At 40.6% G+C, this 19,256-nt stretch carries 17 protein-coding genes; 3 read left to right on the plus strand and 14 right to left on the minus strand.

Annotation, left to right across the window (positions count from 1 at the left end):
• The first annotated feature begins 192 nt into the window (after positions 1-192).
• Positions 193-558 (plus strand): winged helix-turn-helix transcriptional regulator, encoded by a 366-nt coding sequence (locus MKX52_RS15845; protein WP_003213136.1) that lies wholly within the window; start codon positions 193-195, stop codon positions 556-558.
• A 9-nt stretch (positions 559-567) separates the two neighbouring features.
• Here MKX52_RS15845 and MKX52_RS15850 read toward each other — a convergent pair whose 3' ends face one another.
• The 3 genes from MKX52_RS15850 to MKX52_RS15860 all read right to left on the minus strand — a co-directional run bounded on the left by MKX52_RS15850 (position 568) and on the right by MKX52_RS15860 (position 3,969).
• On the minus strand, positions 568-1,755 hold the full coding sequence (locus MKX52_RS15850; protein WP_217016339.1) for a PDZ domain-containing protein: 1,188 nt from the start codon (positions 1,753-1,755) through the stop codon (positions 568-570).
• A gap of 68 nt (positions 1,756-1,823) precedes the next feature.
• Positions 1,824-2,177 (minus strand): swarming motility protein SwrAA, encoded by a 354-nt coding sequence (locus MKX52_RS15855; protein ID WP_007500014.1) that lies wholly within the window; start codon positions 2,175-2,177, stop codon positions 1,824-1,826.
• Positions 2,178-2,520: 343 nt separating this feature from the next.
• Positions 2,521-3,969 (minus strand): S41 family peptidase, encoded by a 1,449-nt coding sequence (locus MKX52_RS15860; protein ID WP_119125445.1) that lies wholly within the window; start codon positions 3,967-3,969, stop codon positions 2,521-2,523.
• Between the two features lie 153 nt (positions 3,970-4,122).
• Here MKX52_RS15860 and MKX52_RS15865 point away from each other — a divergent pair, with 153 nt between their 5' ends.
• Positions 4,123-4,863, plus strand: coding sequence for a sulfite exporter TauE/SafE family protein (locus MKX52_RS15865; protein ID WP_012011407.1), 741 nt, complete (start codon positions 4,123-4,125; stop codon positions 4,861-4,863).
• Positions 4,864-4,913: 50 nt separating this feature from the next.
• Here MKX52_RS15865 and MKX52_RS15870 read toward each other — a convergent pair whose 3' ends face one another.
• From MKX52_RS15870 to MKX52_RS15890, 5 genes are all read right to left on the minus strand, one after another.
• Positions 4,914-6,179 (minus strand): M23 family metallopeptidase, encoded by a 1,266-nt coding sequence (locus MKX52_RS15870; RefSeq protein WP_144469811.1) that lies wholly within the window; start codon positions 6,177-6,179, stop codon positions 4,914-4,916.
• 111 nt (positions 6,180-6,290) lie between these two features.
• On the minus strand, positions 6,291-7,181 hold the full coding sequence (gene ftsX / locus MKX52_RS15875) for a permease-like cell division protein FtsX (protein WP_012011409.1): 891 nt from the start codon (positions 7,179-7,181) through the stop codon (positions 6,291-6,293).
• Complete coding sequence (gene ftsE / locus MKX52_RS15880; protein ID WP_012011410.1) at positions 7,174-7,860, minus strand: cell division ATP-binding protein FtsE; 687 nt, start codon at positions 7,858-7,860, stop codon at positions 7,174-7,176. The genes ftsX and ftsE overlap by 8 nt, the downstream gene beginning before the upstream one ends.
• A gap of 380 nt (positions 7,861-8,240) precedes the next feature.
• A complete protein-coding gene (gene cccB / locus MKX52_RS15885) occupies positions 8,241-8,570 on the minus strand; it encodes a cytochrome c551 (RefSeq protein ID WP_144455461.1) in 330 nt (109 codons plus the stop codon).
• A 48-nt stretch (positions 8,571-8,618) separates the two neighbouring features.
• Positions 8,619-9,467 (minus strand): YitT family protein, encoded by an 849-nt coding sequence (locus MKX52_RS15890; protein WP_003212797.1) that lies wholly within the window; start codon positions 9,465-9,467, stop codon positions 8,619-8,621.
• Between the two features lie 189 nt (positions 9,468-9,656).
• Here MKX52_RS15890 and MKX52_RS15895 point away from each other — a divergent pair, with 189 nt between their 5' ends.
• Complete coding sequence (locus MKX52_RS15895) at positions 9,657-10,391, plus strand: alpha/beta fold hydrolase (protein WP_342491014.1); 735 nt, start codon at positions 9,657-9,659, stop codon at positions 10,389-10,391.
• A 212-nt stretch (positions 10,392-10,603) separates the two neighbouring features.
• On the opposite strand, the gene MKX52_RS15900 is transcribed toward MKX52_RS15895, so the two are convergent.
• From MKX52_RS15900 to MKX52_RS15925, 6 genes are all read right to left on the minus strand, one after another.
• On the minus strand, positions 10,604-12,397 hold the full coding sequence (locus MKX52_RS15900; protein WP_342491015.1) for a M3 family oligoendopeptidase: 1,794 nt from the start codon (positions 12,395-12,397) through the stop codon (positions 10,604-10,606).
• A gap of 124 nt (positions 12,398-12,521) precedes the next feature.
• Positions 12,522-13,623, minus strand: a protein-coding gene (gene prfB, locus MKX52_RS15905) for a peptide chain release factor 2 (RefSeq protein ID WP_119125447.1) whose coding sequence is annotated in 2 segments (ribosomal slippage) — positions 12,522-13,550 and positions 13,552-13,623 — 1,101 coding nt in all. Because the reading frame shifts where the segments join, the coding sequence is not laid out codon by codon here.
• 67 nt (positions 13,624-13,690) lie between these two features.
• On the minus strand, positions 13,691-16,216 hold the full coding sequence (secA, locus tag MKX52_RS15910) for a preprotein translocase subunit SecA (protein WP_012011417.1): 2,526 nt from the start codon (positions 16,214-16,216) through the stop codon (positions 13,691-13,693).
• Positions 16,217-16,402: 186 nt separating this feature from the next.
• Positions 16,403-16,966 carry a ribosome-associated translation inhibitor RaiA gene (raiA, locus tag MKX52_RS15915; RefSeq protein WP_342491016.1) on the minus strand — a complete coding sequence of 188 codons (564 nt, stop codon included), beginning with the start codon at positions 16,964-16,966 and terminating at the stop codon, positions 16,403-16,405.
• 189 nt (positions 16,967-17,155) lie between these two features.
• Complete coding sequence (locus MKX52_RS15920) at positions 17,156-18,841, minus strand: methyl-accepting chemotaxis protein (RefSeq protein ID WP_217016951.1); 1,686 nt, start codon at positions 18,839-18,841, stop codon at positions 17,156-17,158.
• A 32-nt stretch (positions 18,842-18,873) separates the two neighbouring features.
• Positions 18,874-19,254, minus strand: coding sequence for a hypothetical protein (locus MKX52_RS15925; RefSeq protein ID WP_012011419.1), 381 nt, complete (start codon positions 19,252-19,254; stop codon positions 18,874-18,876).
• Positions 19,255-19,256: the final 2 nt, after the last annotated feature.

The following is a 19,256-nucleotide window of genomic DNA, read 5'->3' on the forward strand; positions in this document are numbered from 1 at the left end:
GTTTCACCAATCCAATTTCTTTCCATTCCCATATAGAAATTGTTATGATAAGAAAACAAACAACCCGAATGTGTGATGTGATATCTCTATGGTAAAAGAAAAGCTTCCCATTATTCAAGTACGCACATTTTTGTTCGTTAGGTACAATCATGTTCGTTTATCACCCATTTCGCCTTAGAAAGGAGTGTAAAGATGAGTGCACCATCCAATCCAGTCAGTATTGTCAATCATGGCTGTCCCGTTTCAACCACCTCGAGTGTAATAGGAGGAAAATGGAAAGGAGTGATCCTTTATCATTTGACTTGCGGTCCAAAACGATACAATGAATTACGCCGACTTCTACCAAGAATTTCTCAGCGTGTTCTTACGCTGCAATTGCGTGAGCTAGAACAAGATGGCGTTGTTCACAGAGAAGTCTATGAGGAGGTCCCTCCTCGTGTTGAATATTCACTCACTTCTCTAGGAGATACGTTAAAACCTATCATCTTCGCTATGCGTGAATGGGGCGAATCCTATGGAAAAGAAGCGCGCCCAAAAGAAAAAAGCTGCCATCTCTAGCAGCTTTTTTTATGATGAAATCGCCGTTGATTCTTGCTGTGGATCATCCTTCACAAACAGGATGCCAAGCTGATGATGCTCCCCTTCGTAAGAAGCGCGTTTCTCAAACCTTGTCTGACCATTCAAGCCAATGATCTCAAGCTTTGTCAGAGCACGATTGGTTTGAAGAGCTTCGTAAAATTCCGAAACGGTTTTGACTTCTATTCCATTCACCTTTGTAATGACTTCTCCGATCTCAAGCTTTAAATCAGCTGCAGGTGTATTCGGAATGATTCCGAGCACCATTAGCCCTTGATTACGTTTAGAGAAGTAGAATGGAGCCGCATTGTCGTTGACTCTCTGTTTCCATGAAAGGAAAGCTCTTCCGGCAATCGCTATGAATACAGCTCCCCATGCAATCGGCTCAAACCAAATACTTGCAGCACCTAGAAAAGCAACCACGAGCCCAAGCATGAGAATACGCCGTGCTGTAATTTGAATGCTAACAATTGGCAGTGATCCTTGAATCCGCTGCCCAAAACCGAGAATGTATGGAATCAAAATAAATGAAAAGCTTTGATCGTGCACTTGAAGCACTGGCCACCATGGCAGAGAAGAAGTAAATTCACCTGCCGGCATCAGCAAAACAAGCGGTAAAAGCCATAGGCGGTTTGCCCGCTGCTGGCCAATCAAAAGTCCTCTCGCACTCATCACCATTGCAGGCGATGTTCGTAAATGTGCCGTTCGATAGGCTAGAATCCCCTCGGTCATTAATAAAAGACCTAGCAAAATAACAACGGCTGATGCATTCATCATTGAGAGCTGCGGCAGCCATGAATGGCTCACTTGGAAATACAACAGGCCAAGCGCCGCAATAAAACTGAAACCGAGTGTGTATGCAGACGAAAGCGCACTCGCCTTAAAGAATAAAGAGAAAACGATGGTCATCGCTGCAATCATCACGATGAATCCAGGCGGGAGGGCAATCCCTAAGCCTACTGAAATAATCGATAGGCAAATTCCTAGAATCCATCCTTTTGAATATGTAAATTTAAGTTCATCGTATACATCTTCTATTCTCGTTTGAAACGCTTTTCTCTCCCGCTTTACGCGGATGTAGCCATGTAACAGGCTGATTAATATCATGAAATAAAAAAGAGGGTGGATTAAAAACAGACCGACCGCTTTTAATCCAGCTCCCATCCACTCCGAGCTCATTATCGTTCACCGCCCAAGTCAAGCATTTTCTCTTATTCTATCAAATAAATCGATGCTTGACACCAGGTTTATTTCTCCTGATTCATCCAAAGTGTGACATTCGACAGTGAAAAATCTTTTAAGTAGTGATTGACATCTACATCTAGTATGCCGCCAAGCAGCTGCATCGATCTCTTGATGTCGGTTAAGTTTATACCAAGTCTCTTATGATTATCCATTAAATAATTGAAGTATATCTCAGCACAGTCTTCATCTATTTCGTCGACTGATTCTACCGTTGTGTAATTGACCAAGTACCTGCTTAACAGCATGAGCAGACTTAATGCCTTTGTAGCGGAAAACGTCACATCTTTCGTACGACTCTTAAGCTCCTCTACCAACTCGTAATATTTTTTCTCTCTCACAATACTTGCCCTTTTCAATTGTGTACCCCCATTTACTAGTTCTTTTAAGAAAAGCGCAAACCTCGGTACAGCTCAATGCTCAAGCTGAATATCCGCAAAAAATAAAATATTTAAAATGAGTGCTACTTTATATTGTAAGAATTATTTATGTAACATACAACTTTCAAAAGTTTCATTTTCATGACATGTTTAAATCAACAGAAAGTCTCTTATATAAATATGTTATCGGGTAAAATCGAAGGAATGTTATGTTTTTTGTAAAATAAATGAATATATTTCTCGATATAATTTATTTTTAAGAAGAAACTATTACATGTTTGTGACACTTATGAACCAAAAAAAGAGGCATTTATTCGCCTCTTTATTTTTTAAGATATAGTGCTTTTAGTGCAGTTTGCAGTTGAAGATCATTTTTTTCATAGGATTTCACTTCATCCACCATTTTGTTCATCATTTTCGCTGTCTTCAGGTCAATTACACCTGATTTATCGAGATTGTATGTGCTTTGGAAGGCTAATACCGCCTTTTTCGTTTCTTCATCAAAGTAGCCGTCTACTCTGCCGGGGTCGAATGACAATCCCTTTAATAGCGTCTGTGCTTGTCTCACTTCTTCATTGTTCATATCAAGCTGTAGAGGTTCTTTCAGTTGAAGCGGTCCTACAGTAAAGTAATCTGGCTGATGAATTGCAATCGTTGGTACGACACCTTTTTTGTGAATCCAATTTCCTTTTGGCGTGAGCCATTTATACAGCGTTAATTTAATGTTACTGCCGTCACCCATTGGAACCGCCTGCTGCACAGTGCCTTTCCCGAATGAGACATCACCGACGACTTCATATTTTCCGGCTTCTTTCATCGCACCAGCTAGTATTTCAGAAGCGGATGCACTCCCTTTATCAATTAAGACATTAACTGGGTAAGGTTTCTGTTCCTTCCGCTTTGAAAAATATCGTTTCCTGTCGCCGTTCCGCTCTGCAATTTGAATATAAGGTTGATCTTTTGTAATAAAGTGCTTCAAAATATCTTCTACACTTTGCAGATAGCCGCCAGGGTTTCCTCTTACATCAAGCACAAGACCTTCTATGCCCTTTTTCTCGAGTTGTTTCAGGCTTGACGTGAAATCCTTCGCAGTATCTTCTGAAAAGCTTGAGATCGCGATATAGCCTGTTTTATGTCCATTTACCTCTTTCACAGAGGAAGTCACGGTTTCAAGTGGGATTTCTTCTCGTTTGATTTGGAATGTTAACTCTTTTTCAATCCCATTTCGTCTGATTTTCAGAGCGACGGATGTTCCTTTTTTCCCTCTAATTTTCAGTACAGCATCATTTAAGCTTTTTTCTTTCATCGACTCACCATCAATGCTGATGATTTCATCTTTCGGCTTTAGACCTGCTTTTGCTGCAGGAGATTTTTTAAAGGCAGAGACGATAATGATTTTTCCTTCATCCATCCCTACTTCTGCCCCAATTCCCTCAAAAGAAGAATCAAGCGAATCAGAAAATTGCTTGGCGGTTTGCTTGTCCATGTATACTGAATACGGATCATTTAAAGTTGAAAGCATTCCTTGAATGGCGCCTTCCAGCAGCTTTTGGCGATCCACTTCCTCTACATATTCATTCGAAATAAGGTCATAGGCTTTCTCGATTTTCTCCATCCCATTCTCTTTCGCCTTATCACTTGATTGAGCTTGTCCAGCCACTGCAACAGCTGCTTGCGGAGACTCCGCATGAGTTCCCTCTTTATGCGTCATCACCCCTGCACTAATTAGTAGAACGACACTTGCCATAATAGATGCAATTTGTTTTTTCATATTTGGCCTCCTTCTTCAACTCTTCCTGATGACCTGAGTTATTATATGCCAGAAGAAGGGATTTCATGTAAAGACATTCTGCCGCGAAGGCTTGACTAATTATTTTATTAGGTGTAATTTTTATTTTGTTATGATCGAGAAGGAGTCTTCGCTATGTATATTATATTGACGATGCTATTATTAGGAATTTTATTAGGTTTTGTAGGAGCAGGCGGAGCTGGTTTTGTCATTGCTTTGCTTACGTTAATTTTTGATATCCCTATCCATACCGCACTTGGGACGTCTTTAGCCGCAATGGCATTTACGACGTTATCTGGTGCATACAGTCACTACCGGGAAGGGAATATTCAGCTGAAATCTGGTTTGATCGTTGGAGCTTTGGCTTGCGTGGCTTCCTTTGCAGGAGCTAAGATTGCTCCTTTTATTCCAGAAGGAAATCTGCACTATTTAACAGCTGGCATGCTTTTTTTATCCGCTGTGTTTATGATGATCAAATTATTTGTTCTGAAGGAAGAAACTGAGCAGCAACCACTTTCTTCACGTCAGCTGCTCGTAAGGGGAATTATTTTAGGACTTGTATCCGGTTTGCTGTCAGGTATGTTTGGTATCGGGTCCGCACCATTTATCCAAGTAGGACTTTTGATTTTACTGAGACTATCCATTCGACAGGCAGTTGGCACAACGATGCTTGTCATTATTCCGATTTCCATCGGTGGTGGAATTGGATATATTACAGAGGGCTATGTTGATTTTATTTTGCTGATTCAAATTTTAATCGGAACAGTATTAGGCGCATATATTGGCGCAAAATTTACACGCCTTGCACCGAAGCTCTTATTGAAATCGGCTGTACTGTTAACACCTATTATTGCCGGTTTACTGCTGTTATTTTAATGTTATTTAGAATAAGAAAAGCCGATAACATGATGTTATCGGCTTTTTGTTTAGCGGATATATTGCGCTGGATTGACTGCATTTGATTTTGCGCCATTCCATAATCCTTTGTGAATTTCAAAATGGAGATGCTGACCATGAGACTGGCCTGTATTCCCCATATATCCTAGAAATTGTCCTTGCTCGACTCTCTGCCCTGTGGACACACTTCTTGTAGACAGGTGGGCATAAACCGTTTGATACGTCTGTCCATTGATATTATGCGTAATGAATATCACATTTCCGTAGCTTGATGAGTAGCTTGAGTTCGTGACTGTTCCAGATGCAGCTGCGACGACAGATACTGTACCTTTTGCTGCAATATCTAATCCGAAGTGGTTTCCGCCAGAACGTCCACCAAAGCCAGATGAGAATCTGCCAGCAGCTGGTTTAATAAAGCCAGAGCTGCTTGCTGGTGTATCAGATACTTGATCTGATCCGCTACTTTGAGGTGCAGGTGCACTTTTTTCAGCAGCTGCTTGTTCTGCTTTCTTCGCTTCTTCTTTTTGGCGGCGTGCTTCCTCAGACTTCACAGCCGCTTTTTGATTTGTTAGAATTTCTTGCTCATTTTCAAGTTTGCCTAATTCTTCATGGGCATGGTTCTTTTTATCTGTTACATCCCCTAAGATTTTCTCTTTTTCTTTTTGCTGTTTAGACAAATCCTTTTTCAACTCTTCTAGCTCTTTCAGAGATGTTTCAAGTCCACTTAGCTGATTATTTAGCTCTGCTTCTTTTTGCTCCACCAGCTTTAAATCATTTTCATGTTCTGTAATCATGTCTTTGTCTGCTTCGACAATGGTTGTGACAGCTCCAACACGACCGACAAAATCACTAAAGCTGCGAGCACCCAGCAGCACATCTAAATAGTTGATCGTACCGCCGCTTTTTTGCATCGAACGAATTCGATCTTTGAAAATAGCTTTTCTTTTTTCAATTCGATCATTGATGACTTGAATGTCTTTTTTTAGTTTCTTGATCTCTTGTTTCGTTTGTTTGACTTCTTTTTCTTTTTCTGCAACTTTTTCAGTTGCTGCACTTACTTTGTGGTCAATCTTTTCAATTTCTTTTTTGAGCTTTGATTCTTTCTTTTCAAGCTTAGCCAGCTCTGATTTCTTTTTCTTCAAAGTTGATTCAGTCTTTGATGTTTTCTCTTCGATTTGTTGACGTTTTTGATCTAGGTCTTCGTATGCGAATGCACGATTCTCGTTCCCTGGAATATATAGCCACGTTGTTCCAATAAACGCTGCCATTCCAGCCATCATCAGCTTTCTTTTCAAAACGATATTCCCCTCCTATGACAACTATCGACATGAAGAGTCGACCGGATGAATCGGTTCAACCGGTCACACCTTCTATCTAATTCTCGAGTGCTGCCATCAAAAATAGATTTATACTTTTAAGAATTTACGGATGGACGTCAAACTTCCCCATACACCAATGATTGCACCGATCAAAAGAAGGACCAGTGACACTTGATAAACAAACGGGTTATATGGAAGCATGGAAATAAATGAGCCTTGTACTCTCGGTGCCACCCAGCCCACTGCATATTGATATGTGCCAAGCAGAAGTGCAATCGGTATAATGGAACCAAATACACCAAGCAGTAATCCTTCAATAAAGAACGGCCAGCGGATAAACCAGTTCGTTGCACCTACAAGCTTCATAATCTCGATTTCTTTACGTCTAGCAAAAATGGTAATTTTGATCGTATTTGAGATCAAGAACATGGCTGTAAATAAAAGCCCAATGATGAGCGCAATCCCTACATTTCGCGCCACTCCGACCACATTAAAGAGTCGGCTGACTTCTTCTTTACCGTAGGTTACTTTATACGTACCTTTTAGGTTTTCTAATTTTTTAGCAACTTTTGGTGTATCGTGTGGATCTGATGTTTTCACAATAAACGCATCGTTTAATGGGTTTTCTTGATCAACAAGTCCCATGGATTGTCCATTTTCACCAAAGCTTTTAATCAGTGCTTTGAGCTCATCATCCTTGGATGAGTATTTCACATCACTGATTTCAGGAATCTTCTCAATTTCTGCTTTTAATTCATCCTGCTGCTTTTGATTCGCGGTTAAATCGATCAGAACTTTTACTTCTACTTCTTTCTCAGCGTTCGATGCCATGTTATTCAAGTTGAGCATAATGACAAGAAAAACCCCAACTAAAATCAATGTGACAGTGACCGCACTAATTGATGCAAATGTCATCCACGTGTTTCTTCCAAGTGAACGGAAGCTCTCACGTAAATGCCGCGAGAGAGTTTTAATCATAAATGCCGTACTCCCCTCTTGCTTCGTCACGCACAATCATTCCATCTTCGATTGCGATGACGCGTTTCTTCATGCTGTTTACAATCTCTTTGTTATGTGTTGCCATGACGACTGTTGTTCCTCGGTTATTAATCTCTTCGAGTGTCTTCATGATTTCCCAAGATGTGTCTGGATCAAGGTTTCCTGTCGGCTCGTCCGCAATGACTACCTCAGGACTATTCACGATCGAGCGAGCGATCGATACACGCTGCTGCTCACCGCCAGAGAGCTGGTCAGGAAATTGTCGTGCTTTGTGCTTGAGTTGTACCAAATCAAGTACATCCAGCACCTTTTTCTTAATGATTTGAGGCTGTTCCCCAATGACTTCAAGAGCAAATGCCACGTTCTCAAACACTGTGAGAGTTGGAAGTAGTTTGAAATCTTGGAACACTACGCCAATTTCTCTTCTTAAGTAAGGTATTTCTTTTTCCTTAATTGAGCCTAAATCTTTGTTATTAATTAAGATTTTCCCTTTGCTTGGCTTCTCTTCACGATACATCATTTTGATGAATGTGGATTTACCAGCACCACTGGGACCAACAACGTACACAAACTCTCCTGGGTGAATAGAGACATTGATTCCATTGATCGCCTTTACACCGTTAGGATAGATCTTGTAGACTTCCTTCATTTCAATCATGTAATCACCTAATCTTTTCTTATTGCTGACTAACAGCTTATCATGATGTTTTGACAGTCATCGTCAAAACACGTTATGTATGGTCACGCACATACCCTTCGATACGTACAAGCAATTTATGTCCTTTTCATCCAAAAAGATGAAAAAATTGAATCGTCTAAATTTCAACAACTCCAATTATACGTCATGATTCGACGCAATGGTATTACATTTATATTTCAAAACTTATAGTTAAAAGGTAAAAAGGACATTCAAAACCGAAAAACATGTCTTTTTACCCTTATTTTTTAAATAAAATTTAATATAATGCGTTTTCATACTATTCAAAAGTCTTTTTCTACATATAAAAATAAAAAAACCTTGTCGATTAGACAAAGGTTTTATTTTTTCTCTGCAAGCCATTTAGCTACTTCTTTCGCTTGCTTCTCATCTACCATTCCGCTTGGCATAGAGCCTTTACCATTGAGTGCAATATCTGCAATTTGGCTTTCATTGTATTTTTTCCCTACTTCTTTCAGGCTTGGTCCGCCTCCGCCAGATAGGTCTTTCCCATGACAGCCAATACAGTTTTGCTGATAAATTTCCTCACCACTGCTCACGTTTGAGGTGCTCTTGCTGCCTTCTTTGTCACTGCTGCTTGAATTTCCTCCACAAGCCGCCAGCACAAGCAGCATCGCTGCAAACAGCATCGTTAATCCGCTTTTTTTCATCTTATTCCCTCCCTTACAATCATTTGGTCATCGCTATTATATCCTTGTTTACGCCCTTTTAAAACCCTCACCAAGTACCTCTTTTGCATCCATTACGATGACAAATGCTGATGCATCGATTGCTTTCACCACTTGTTTCAACTTTGTGAATTGTGACTGCCCAACGACACACATAAGAATTGGACGGTCATGGTCAGTATATCCTCCGACGGCTGAAATCTTTGTGACACCACGGTCAATTTGATCAAATACTGCCTGTCTGACTTCATCCTCATGCCCTGTAATGATCATTGCCATTTTCGAATGACTGAAGCCGGCCTGTACGACATCAATCGTTTTACTTGAAATAAACACACCAATGACAGCGTACAGCCCCTCTTCAATCCCAAAAACAGTCATCGCAGCGAGAACAATTAAGCCATCCATCATCGCTAAACAAGTGCCAAGCGTGAGGCCAGTATATTTATTGATGATTTTAGCAGCGAGCGCCGTTCCACCTGTTGATCCGTTTCCAAGGAATACGAGCCCTATTCCTATCCCAATCACTACTCCACCGAATATGGCTGCTAAGAGCGCTTCATGGGTTACAGGTGCAATATGCCTTGTAACAAATACCATCAAAGGTAAGAAAATAGAGCCAACGAGCGTTTTCACGCCAAATGTACCACCTAATAAATAAAAACCTGCGATAAACAGTGGAATGTTGAGCCCCCACTGCACATATGCCGCCTCAAAGCCGAATGACTGCATAATCGTACTAATACCGCTCACACCACCTGCGGCAATCTGATTCGGTAATAATAACGTGTTAAATCCGATCGCCACAATGGCTGATCCGATTAAAATGAACAAGTAATTTTTCGCTTCAATCCATAATTGTGAATGTCCCTGCTTCATGTCTTTCTTCCTCCGTTACTTCTGAATGCACACCTATTTTAAGCCCTCCTATTACGAATGTAAATAACAGCCAAATGCAGTGCTAATGGATTAATACTTTATCACACAAACGGATCAGCGTACTTGCCGTTTGGCACATGAGTAAATGATGGTATATTTAATATGTACATGAGAAAGAAGGGACATGCGATGAAGAAAATACTGAAGATCATAGGCATTACATTACTTGCACTGATCATTTTGGCTTTTGGTGCTTTCTATACATGGAGCCGCTTTACATACGGACCATCTGCCGCATTAAAAAAGCAAGTGAACATCGAGCAAGTAGAACATAAAAACGATGTATATACATTTGCATCAACAAAAAGCGATACGGGCATCATTCTCTATCCAGGAGCCAAGGTAGAACCACTTTCGTACGCCTATATTGGGAATGAATTGATGAAAAAAGGCTATTCAGTCTTTATCCCTGACATGCCTTTTTCGTTTGCGATTTTTCATACAAATAAAGCACAAGATATCATGAAAGATCATCACACGATCAAACACTGGTATATTGGCGGACATTCACTTGGTGGAACAGCTGCCGCTATGTTTGCAGAAAAAAACCTGAGCAAGCTCGACGGTCTTTTTTTCCTTGCGTCTTATCCAGCATCAGATAATCTGAAATCATCGTCCTTAAACGTCCTGTCTATATCAGGTGAAAAGGATGGACTTGCGACGCATGAGAAAATCAAGAAATCGAAAACAAATTTGCCATCTCAAACCATTTATCATGAAATAAAAGGCGGGAACCATGCTCAGTTTGGCATGTACGGTAAACAAAAAGGTGATCAGCCAGCGAATATTCCAGCCCTTACACAGCAAAAGGAGATCATTCAGACGATGCTTGAATGGCTACCACCAGTAAAAAAGCTCCCGTAATGGGAGCTTTAGGTTGTTGACAAAGGGCTAAAATGATCTTTATTTTATCCCTTTGTCTTCTTTACAGCGTGATAGAAAACCTTTGAAGTCTAGGAAGGACGAGCATCGGAGCGGAGCGAATTTGACATTCGTGAGCACCGGAGCGCAGGACTGACAACGAATGCGAGGGTTTGTCTACACGCTGAAGCTCCCGTAATGGGAGCTTTTCATTTTTACTTTTTCGTCGCTTCTAAAAACTCTTCAGCATCTGCTACAGCCAGGCTAATGGCTTCCTCCCAAAAATCTTTTTGGGTAAGATCGACACCTAAGTGCTTAAAGGCCAAATCTTCTACTGTCATTGAAGCTGTATCCTTTAATAATGCAATGTACTTTTCTTCAAACGAAGTACCAGCCTCCAAGGCTTTTGCATAAATCCCTAGTGAGAACATGTAGCCAAATGTGTATGGGAAATTATAAAACGGAACACTCGTGATATGGAAATGCAGTTTAGACGCCCAGAAATGAGGATGGTATTCATCTAATGAGTCGCCAAAGGCTTCTTTCTGCGCTGCTACCATCAGCTCATTCAAACGGTCCGCCGGCACTTCTCCTTGTTTTCGCTCTTCATAAAAGCGCTGTTCAAATAAGAAACGAGATTGAATGTTCATGAAAAATGCGACACTCCGCTGCAGCTTATCCTCTAACAAACTGAGACGTTCCTCTTCATTTGCCGCTTCTTTTAATGAAGCATCAGCCACAATCATTTCTGCGAATGTCGACGCCGTTTCAGCGACATTCATCGCATATTTGCGATTCAGAATGCGAACATCCTGCATCACTTCCTGATGGAACGAATGACCAAGCTCATGCGCGAGTGTCGCCACATTGGATGGACTTCCTGAGAAGGTCATAAAAATACGCGACTCTCCGCTGTCAGGGAAATTTGTACAAAAACCGCCTACTCGTTTGTTCGGGCGATCCTCAGCTTCTACCCAGCGTTCATTAAAGGCCTTTTCTGTAAAGGCAGCAAGCTCCGCTCCAAACCCAGCGAAATGTTTCACAATAAAAGCCGCTGCTTCCTGATACGGATAAATCTTGGTCTCACTACCAATAGGAGCCCCAACATCAAACCAGCTTAGCTTATCCACTCCTAGCATGTCAGCCTTTCGATGTAAGTAATCAATAAATGGTTGCTTATGTTCATCAATCACAGACCACATGGCATCAAGGGTCTCTTGTTTCATCCGGCAAATATCAAGCGGCTCTTTTAAAATATGATCCCAGCCTCTTGCTTCATATACTTGCAAACGAAAACCTGCCAAATGATTGAGCGTGCTTGCAAATAGATGTTCATCCTGCGTCCATGCATGCTCTAGGTTATGGTAAACAGCCTTTCTGACTTCACGGTCTGAATCATCCATTGCATTTTCCGCTTGGCCAACAGAGATCATCTGCGTTTCACCATGTTGTTCAAACGGAATCGTAATTTTATTTACCAAGCTAGAATAAAGCTCATCCCACGCATGGTAGCCATCAACAGCTAGCTTTTGAATCAATGTTTCTTGTTCAACAGGCAATTGATCCTTCACGCGGTCTCTCCGTTCATTTAATATGTAGCGAATATCTGAAAAGGCCTCTGAATTCATGAGATCTTCCCATTTGCTTGGAGAAATAGCAGCAAGCGCCTGATCAAACAGCGCAAGTATGGTACCTAAATCAGCTTCCAACTTAGCAATCGTACCTCGAAGACTACCAGCCTTCATATCCTTTGTATTTTGCGATTGAAGACAGGATACAAATGAACCTGCTTGAGACAGTTTTTTATATGTGGTTTCATACGTGTCAAGGACAGACGTTAACTTATTTTCAATGTGTGTATCTTCTTTGGAAAAGGCATCGACCTTTTGTCGTAATTCATCTAATAGCTGCTCAATGTGTTGCAAATATGTTTTGAATTCTGGTGAAGAACTGCCTCCTTTAAAAAAGGCATCTAAATCCCACGTCTCTTGTAATGTTGTTAATCCCAAAATATTTCCCCCTTTATTTGCTAATTTCATCATACAAAGGATATAGAGTCAGTATGGCGTATGTATTCCTTTATATTCATTATATTTTCTCACAATAAAAAAAACCCGGCAAGAAGCCGAGTTTTTATGATAATTTCGAACGTAAATATGCGTCGATAAATGAATCTAAATCTCCATCCATGACTGCTTGAACATTTCCCATCTCCGTATTGGTACGATGGTCTTTTACAAGAGAATACGGATGGAATACATAAGAGCGAATTTGGCTTCCCCAGCCAATTTCTTTCTGCTCTCCTCTAATTTCATCCAACTCAGCCTGCTGTTCTTCGATCCGTCTTTGATAAAGTTTCGATTTTAGCATTTTCATCGCACGTTCTCTGTTTTTGATTTGTGATCTTTCCGTTTGGCATGTCACCACGACATTGGTTGGAATATGTGTGATACGAACGGCGGAGTCCGTCGTATTGACGTGCTGTCCACCAGCGCCGCTTGCACGATACGTATCTACTTTGATATCTTCTGTTCGAATATCAATATCGATTTCTTCATTGAACTCAGGCATGACATCACAGGAAACGAAAGAAGTATGTCTACGACCAGATGAATCAAAAGGAGAAATACGAACCAGACGATGGACGCCTTTTTCTGCTTTTAAGTAGCCGTATGCGTTATGCCCTTTGATGAGCAATGTGACAGACTTGATTCCTGCTTCATCACCAGGAAGATAATCAAGCGTTTCAACCTTAAAGCCCCTGCGCTCTGCCCAGCGAGTATACATTCTCAAAAGCATAGAACCCCAGTCCTGTGATTCAGTACCGCCTGCACCTGGGTGAAGCTCAAGGATGGCATTGTTTTTATCATATGGTTCACTTAAGAGAAGCTGCAACTCAAACTCGTTAAATTGCTTGGTTAAGTTCTTCAGCTCTTTCTCAAGCTCTACATGAAGCTCTTCGTCATAATCTTCCTTTAATAGGTCATGTGTCATTTGCAGCTCTTCATGAGATTCACTGAGCTCATGGTATGCATTCACATTATCCTTTAGTGCATTGGCTTCATTGATGACGCCTTGTGCCTTTTGCTGATCATTCCAAAAATCAGCCTCTGACATTGTCGCTTCGAGTTCTGCAATTTTGGCTTCTTTTGTTTCGAGGTCAAAGAGACCCCCTAAAATCAGCTAGCCTGCTAGCCATATTTTCAAGCTCTTGTCTAATTTCTACTAATTCCATATCCTTCACCTCATAGATGTATGGGGGCTGACATGAATAGAAAGAGGTTTTCACCTCTTTCCATTACTTATTCTGTCTTCCCATGACAATTTTTATATTTCTTGCCGCTTCCGCAGTGACATGGTGAGTTTCGACCAATGTCTACAACTTTACGTACCGGCTTCTTTTTCACTGTCTTCTCCTCATCACCCTCTTGAGGCTGATGAGCTGTTGTTTGACCTTGAACGACTTCTTCACGCTCTAAGTTGTTTTGGATTTCTGATTTCAAGACATATTTGGCTACATCATCTTCGATTGAAGCGACCATATGCTCAAACATCGCAAATCCTTCCATTTGATACTCACGAAGCGGATTTGTTTGTGCATACGCACGTAAATGAATTCCTTGACGCAGTTGATCCATTGCATCGATATGATCCATCCACTTTGAATCCACCGCACGAAGAACGATGACTTTTTCAAATTCTCGCATTTGTTCATCGCCATATGTTTCTTCTTTTGCATCGTATTTTTCTTTAATACGATCCATAATGAAGGAGGTGATTTCATCTGCTTCTTTACCGTAAATGTCCTTAACCGAAATGGCTCCTTCATCTAAATAGTTCGTGTTGATTAATTCAACAAGCCCATCCAGTTTCCATTCTTCTGGAAGCTCTTCTTTCGGCGTATAAGAACCAACAGCGCGCTCAATTGAAGACTGAATCATATTGATCACAATCGATTTTAAGTTATCAGAATCAATAACTTCAAAGCGCTGCTTGTAAATCACTTCACGCTGCTGACGAAGCACATCGTCATATTGCAGAAGTTGTTTACGTGAATCAAAGTTGTTGCCCTCAACACGTTTTTGAGATGATTCAACGGCTTTAGACACCATTTTACTTTGGATAGGCGTAGTGTCATCCATACCAAAGCGGTCAAGCATTGCCATCGTGCGCTCTGCACCAAATCGGCGCATTAATTCATCTTCCATGGAGAGATAGAATTGGGTAATCCCTGGGTCTCCTTGACGACCAGAACGTCCACGAAGCTGGTTATCAATACGACGTGATTCATGACGCTCTGTCCCAATGACAGCTAGACCGCCAAGTTCTTTGACGCCTTCGCCAAGCTTGATGTCCGTACCACGTCCTGCCATGTTGGTCGCAATGGTGACGGCACCCTTTTGACCAGCCTCTTCAATAATTTGTGCCTCACGCTCATGGTTTTTCGCATTTAACACTTGATGAGGAATCCCTTTATTTTTAAGCAGCTTAGAAATAAGCTCAGACGTCTCAACCGCTACTGTTCCGACAAGCACTGGTTGCCCTGTCATATAGCGCTGCGCAACATCTTCAGCCACTGCTTTAAATTTACCTTCCATTGTGCGGTAAATTAAATCAGGTCTGTCATCACGAACGACTGGTTGGTTGGTCGGGATTGTCACAACCTGCATGTTGTAAATGTTACGGAATTCTTCTTCTTCCGTTTTCGCTGTACCGGTCATACCAGAAAGCTTTTCATACATACGGAAGTAGTTCTGGAATGTGATCGTTGCAAGGGTCATACTTTCGTTCTGCACTTCGAGACCTTCTTTTGCCTCAATGGCTTGATGCAGACCTTCACTATAACGGCGTCCTTTCATGAGACGTCCTGTGAACGAGTCAACAATAACCACTTGACCTTCTTCAACGACATAATCCACATCTTTTTGCATCGCAACATGTGCCTTTAGCGCCTGTGCGATGTGATGGTTCAGTGCGACATGTTTAACATCAAATAAGTTCTCGATGCCGAAAGCTTTTTCCGCCTTCGTCATTCCGCTTTCTGTCAGCTGTACACTTTTTGTTTTAATATCATATGTGAAATCATCTTCTATTTTTAATGTACGAACAAACGCATTTGCTTGTACATAAAGCTTTGTAGATTTCGCAGCTTGTCCAGAAATGATAAGCGGTGTTCTCGCTTCATCAATTAAGATGGAGTCAACCTCATCGATTACGGCATAATGAAGCGGTCTTTGGACCATTTGCTCTTTGTAAAGCACCATGTTATCTCGTAAATAGTCAAAGCCAAGTTCATTGTTTGTTGAATACGTAATATCAGCGGCATACGCTTCTCTTTTTTCATCTTTGTCTAAGCTGTTTAAGTTTAAGCCAACCGTTAAGCCAAGAAATTCAAAAATCTTGCCCATTTCCTCTGCATCACGGCTTGCCAAATATTCGTTGACTGTCACAATGTGGACGCCTTTTCCAGATAGAGCATTTAAATAAACAGGCATTGTTGAAGTCAACGTTTTACCTTCACCTGTTTTCATCTCAGAGATGTTGCCTTCATGAAGCGCGATCCCCCCCATGAGCTGCACCTTAAATGGGAACATTCCTGTCACGCGGCGTGATGCCTCGCGAACCGTTGCAAATGCTTCAACCAACAGGTCATCCACGGATTGTCCTTTTTCAAGTTTTTCTTTAAATTCGATCGTTTTATTTCGTAAAGCCTCGTCAGATAATTTCTCGAAATCTTGAGCGAGAGCTTCAATTTCATTTGCTTTTTTTTCATATTTGCTGATCGTACGTTTCGTAGGATCAAACACTTTGTTTAAGATTCCAAGCATATAATAACGCTCCTCTATTTCATGCAATTTTTCGGCATGTCCAAAAGATTGACAGGTCCATATTTACCTGCATTTATCATACCATACCTTCCTTCATTTCCAAAGAATTTGCAATGATTTCGCACAAAAAACCCGCCCCTTATGGAGGGAACGGGTTTACTTTTTTTAGGTTATTTTTAGATCAGATTAAGCGTTTGGCTCAATGAGTCCATATTTTCCATCATTTCGGCGATAGACCACATTGGTCAAATTTGTCTCAGCATTAGTGAAGACGAAAAAACTATGACCTAACATGTTCATTTGAAGAATGGCCTCTTCGCTATCCATCGGTTTTAAATTGAAACGTTTTTGTCTGACGATTTCTGTTTCATCAATTTCTTCGTCATCCTGAACAGCTACATCAACCGTCCCATTTCCTCCAGCAAATAAGTGCTTTTTGGCACCTTGCTCGCGGAATTTACGGTTTACTTTTGTTTTGTGCTTTCGAATTTGACGTTCTAATTTACTGGCTGCTAGGTCTACTGCATTGTACATATCTTCATTATGCACCTCAGCTCGAAGTGCTAGATCAGTCATTGGAATGGTAACCTCAACTTTAGATTCTTGATCATTGTAAAACTTCAAGTTCACGTTGACTGAAGCATCTACGTCTGTCTCAAAATAACGCTCCAGCTTTCCAATTTTTTTCTCGACATGATCTCTTAGTGCAGGTGTTACGTCGATGTTTTCTCCTCTGACATTGTAATTCATGTAAAGAACGCCTCCTTTAAAATTAAGGATATGTAAACCTATTTCTACTTTTCCCTCCTTTTCTCCTGCTCAAACGTAAAAAAAATGTGAATATTTCTTGAAATTTGTCGAATTTTGCGGTGCTTCAACTGTTGCTTGATAGGTGATGAATATATATTCGCCTCAATCTTGAAAAAGACCAGCGCACATTTAAATGGTGAAAGTTGATATTGATGTTTTCAGCGATTGAGATAAAGTTTTTAGGTCTTCCGCTGCTGCTTTCATTTCTTCATTTGCTGCCAATGACTCTTCAACAGCCGCAGACATGTACTCCGTCTCTTCTGAATTGCGTTTGGCTCCTTCTTCAATGACCCCAACCGTCTGAGATATTTCCTCTGTACTAGCTGAAATCTCCTCTGCAGTGGCTGAAAGTTCCTCTGCTTTCATCGAAATATCACGAATAGATTCTAGGATTTCATGAAAACTCTGTTCTGACAATTGCGATACTTTCACACCTTCTGCTACATCCTGCTCAACCTTTGTCATCGAATGTGATGATTTTTCAGTATCTTTGTTCACGTTCGCGAGCAATTGACTAATTTGATCTGTTAGCTGACTAGATTCTTCCGCCAGTTTTCTCACTTCATCTGCTACTACCGCAAACCCTCTCCCATGTTCTCCCGCTCTTGCCGCTTCAATAGCAGCATTTAAAGCAAGCAAATTCGTTTGATCAGCAATAGCATGAATATGACCTAACAAATCTTCAATGCCAGTAAACTGGGCTTGTACATGAGCCATTGTAGAATGGTGCTCGTTCACAGACGCTTTGATAGAGCTCATTTGCTTTACGAATTGTTGAATAAGTGCTGCACCCTCTTCAGCCTTTTCAGTCACTGAAATTGAGTGACCCGAAACATCGGATGTGTGTTCAGCTGCATTTTGCATACCAGTAGAGACTTCTTGAATCGCAGAAGCTACTTTTCCGACCGCGTCTGATTGTTCACGTGAAGCTTCGCTGACCTGTTCAATCGAACTAGATGTCTGCTCGCTAGCTGATATGGTTTGATGAATCGTTTCCTCAAACTGGGCAGCAGAATCAGCTAATTGTCTTGATCCATGTTGTACCTGTAAAATGAGCTGACGCAAATGCTTTGTCATTTGATTAAAAGCGGTACCAAGTTGACCAATCTCATTTTTAGAGGTCACTTCAATCTCTTCAAGTGTAAGGTCACCATCTGCCATCCTTCTCGCAGCATTTGTGACAGAGACAATTGGCTTTGTCATACGATAAACGAATCTTGTCCCAATCAACAAAAAGCCAACAATAATGACGCCACTAACTAGAATGAGAGTGAATAGTAATTGATTACTGTCTTGGTTGAGCTGTTTAATTTTTTGGTCCCGTTGCTTCAACTGCGTTTGAGCAAATTCTTTTGTAAAGGTATGTATTTCTTGTTCGATAGGTTGTAATTCTTGATTGAGGCGTGTGTTGAATTCTTTTTGATTATTAGTATTTAATGAGATAAATAACCTTTTGGTGGATTCATAGTAGAGTTCATTCTTTTGAGATATTTTTGTTAATAATTGTTTTGCCTTTTTGACTGTACTAAGTTTTAAAGCATCCCCTGTTGTTTTATTGATATCAACATAGGTTTCTTCAATTTTTTGCGATATTTCCCTGTCTCTCATGACAACATAAGTTTTAATTTGTGCTTCCTGTTTTTGCAAAAGTGCCTCTAATTCTAATGAGGTTTGATAAAGCTTTACTTCTTTGCTAAGAAGCGTCTTATAGGATTGATCTGTTTTGTAATAAATAAAGCTCGAGAAACCTAAAATACTGACAAACAATACACATATGACAATAAGCCCTAACAAAAATTGATTTTTTAGTCTCATAATTTCCTCCGACAGTCTGAATTGAACAAAAATTAATGAATGACATACGGCCTCATACAGGCATGTATTTCATCCATCCACTTTCTATATTCAGGTATAAAATATGATTTAAGGAATGATTGGAAGTGTATTGAAGGGAATGTATAGAAAGCTAGTATATCAAAACTTAAAAAAATTTGATCAAATGAACGAATCGTTTTGGCAAAGTGCTCATTTTCTATAATTGAAAGCAGAAGGGGATGTGTTGTGTCTAAATGAAAGAAGGCATGGATCAGATCATTAAAGATCCGATCCCCTTCAGTTTTAGCAAAATCCTTCTCAATTTCATCTAAATATTTTAGACTCTCTTCTATCGTAAATAGAAGTTCATAATATGTGGTTAATAAAATATAGTCATCTGAACGATACGCCACAG

Origin of the sequence: Bacillus sp. FSL R5-0422, from assembly GCF_038610765.1 — a bacterium.
Classification (GTDB): domain Bacteria; phylum Bacillota; class Bacilli; order Bacillales; family Bacillaceae; genus Bacillus; species Bacillus pumilus_O.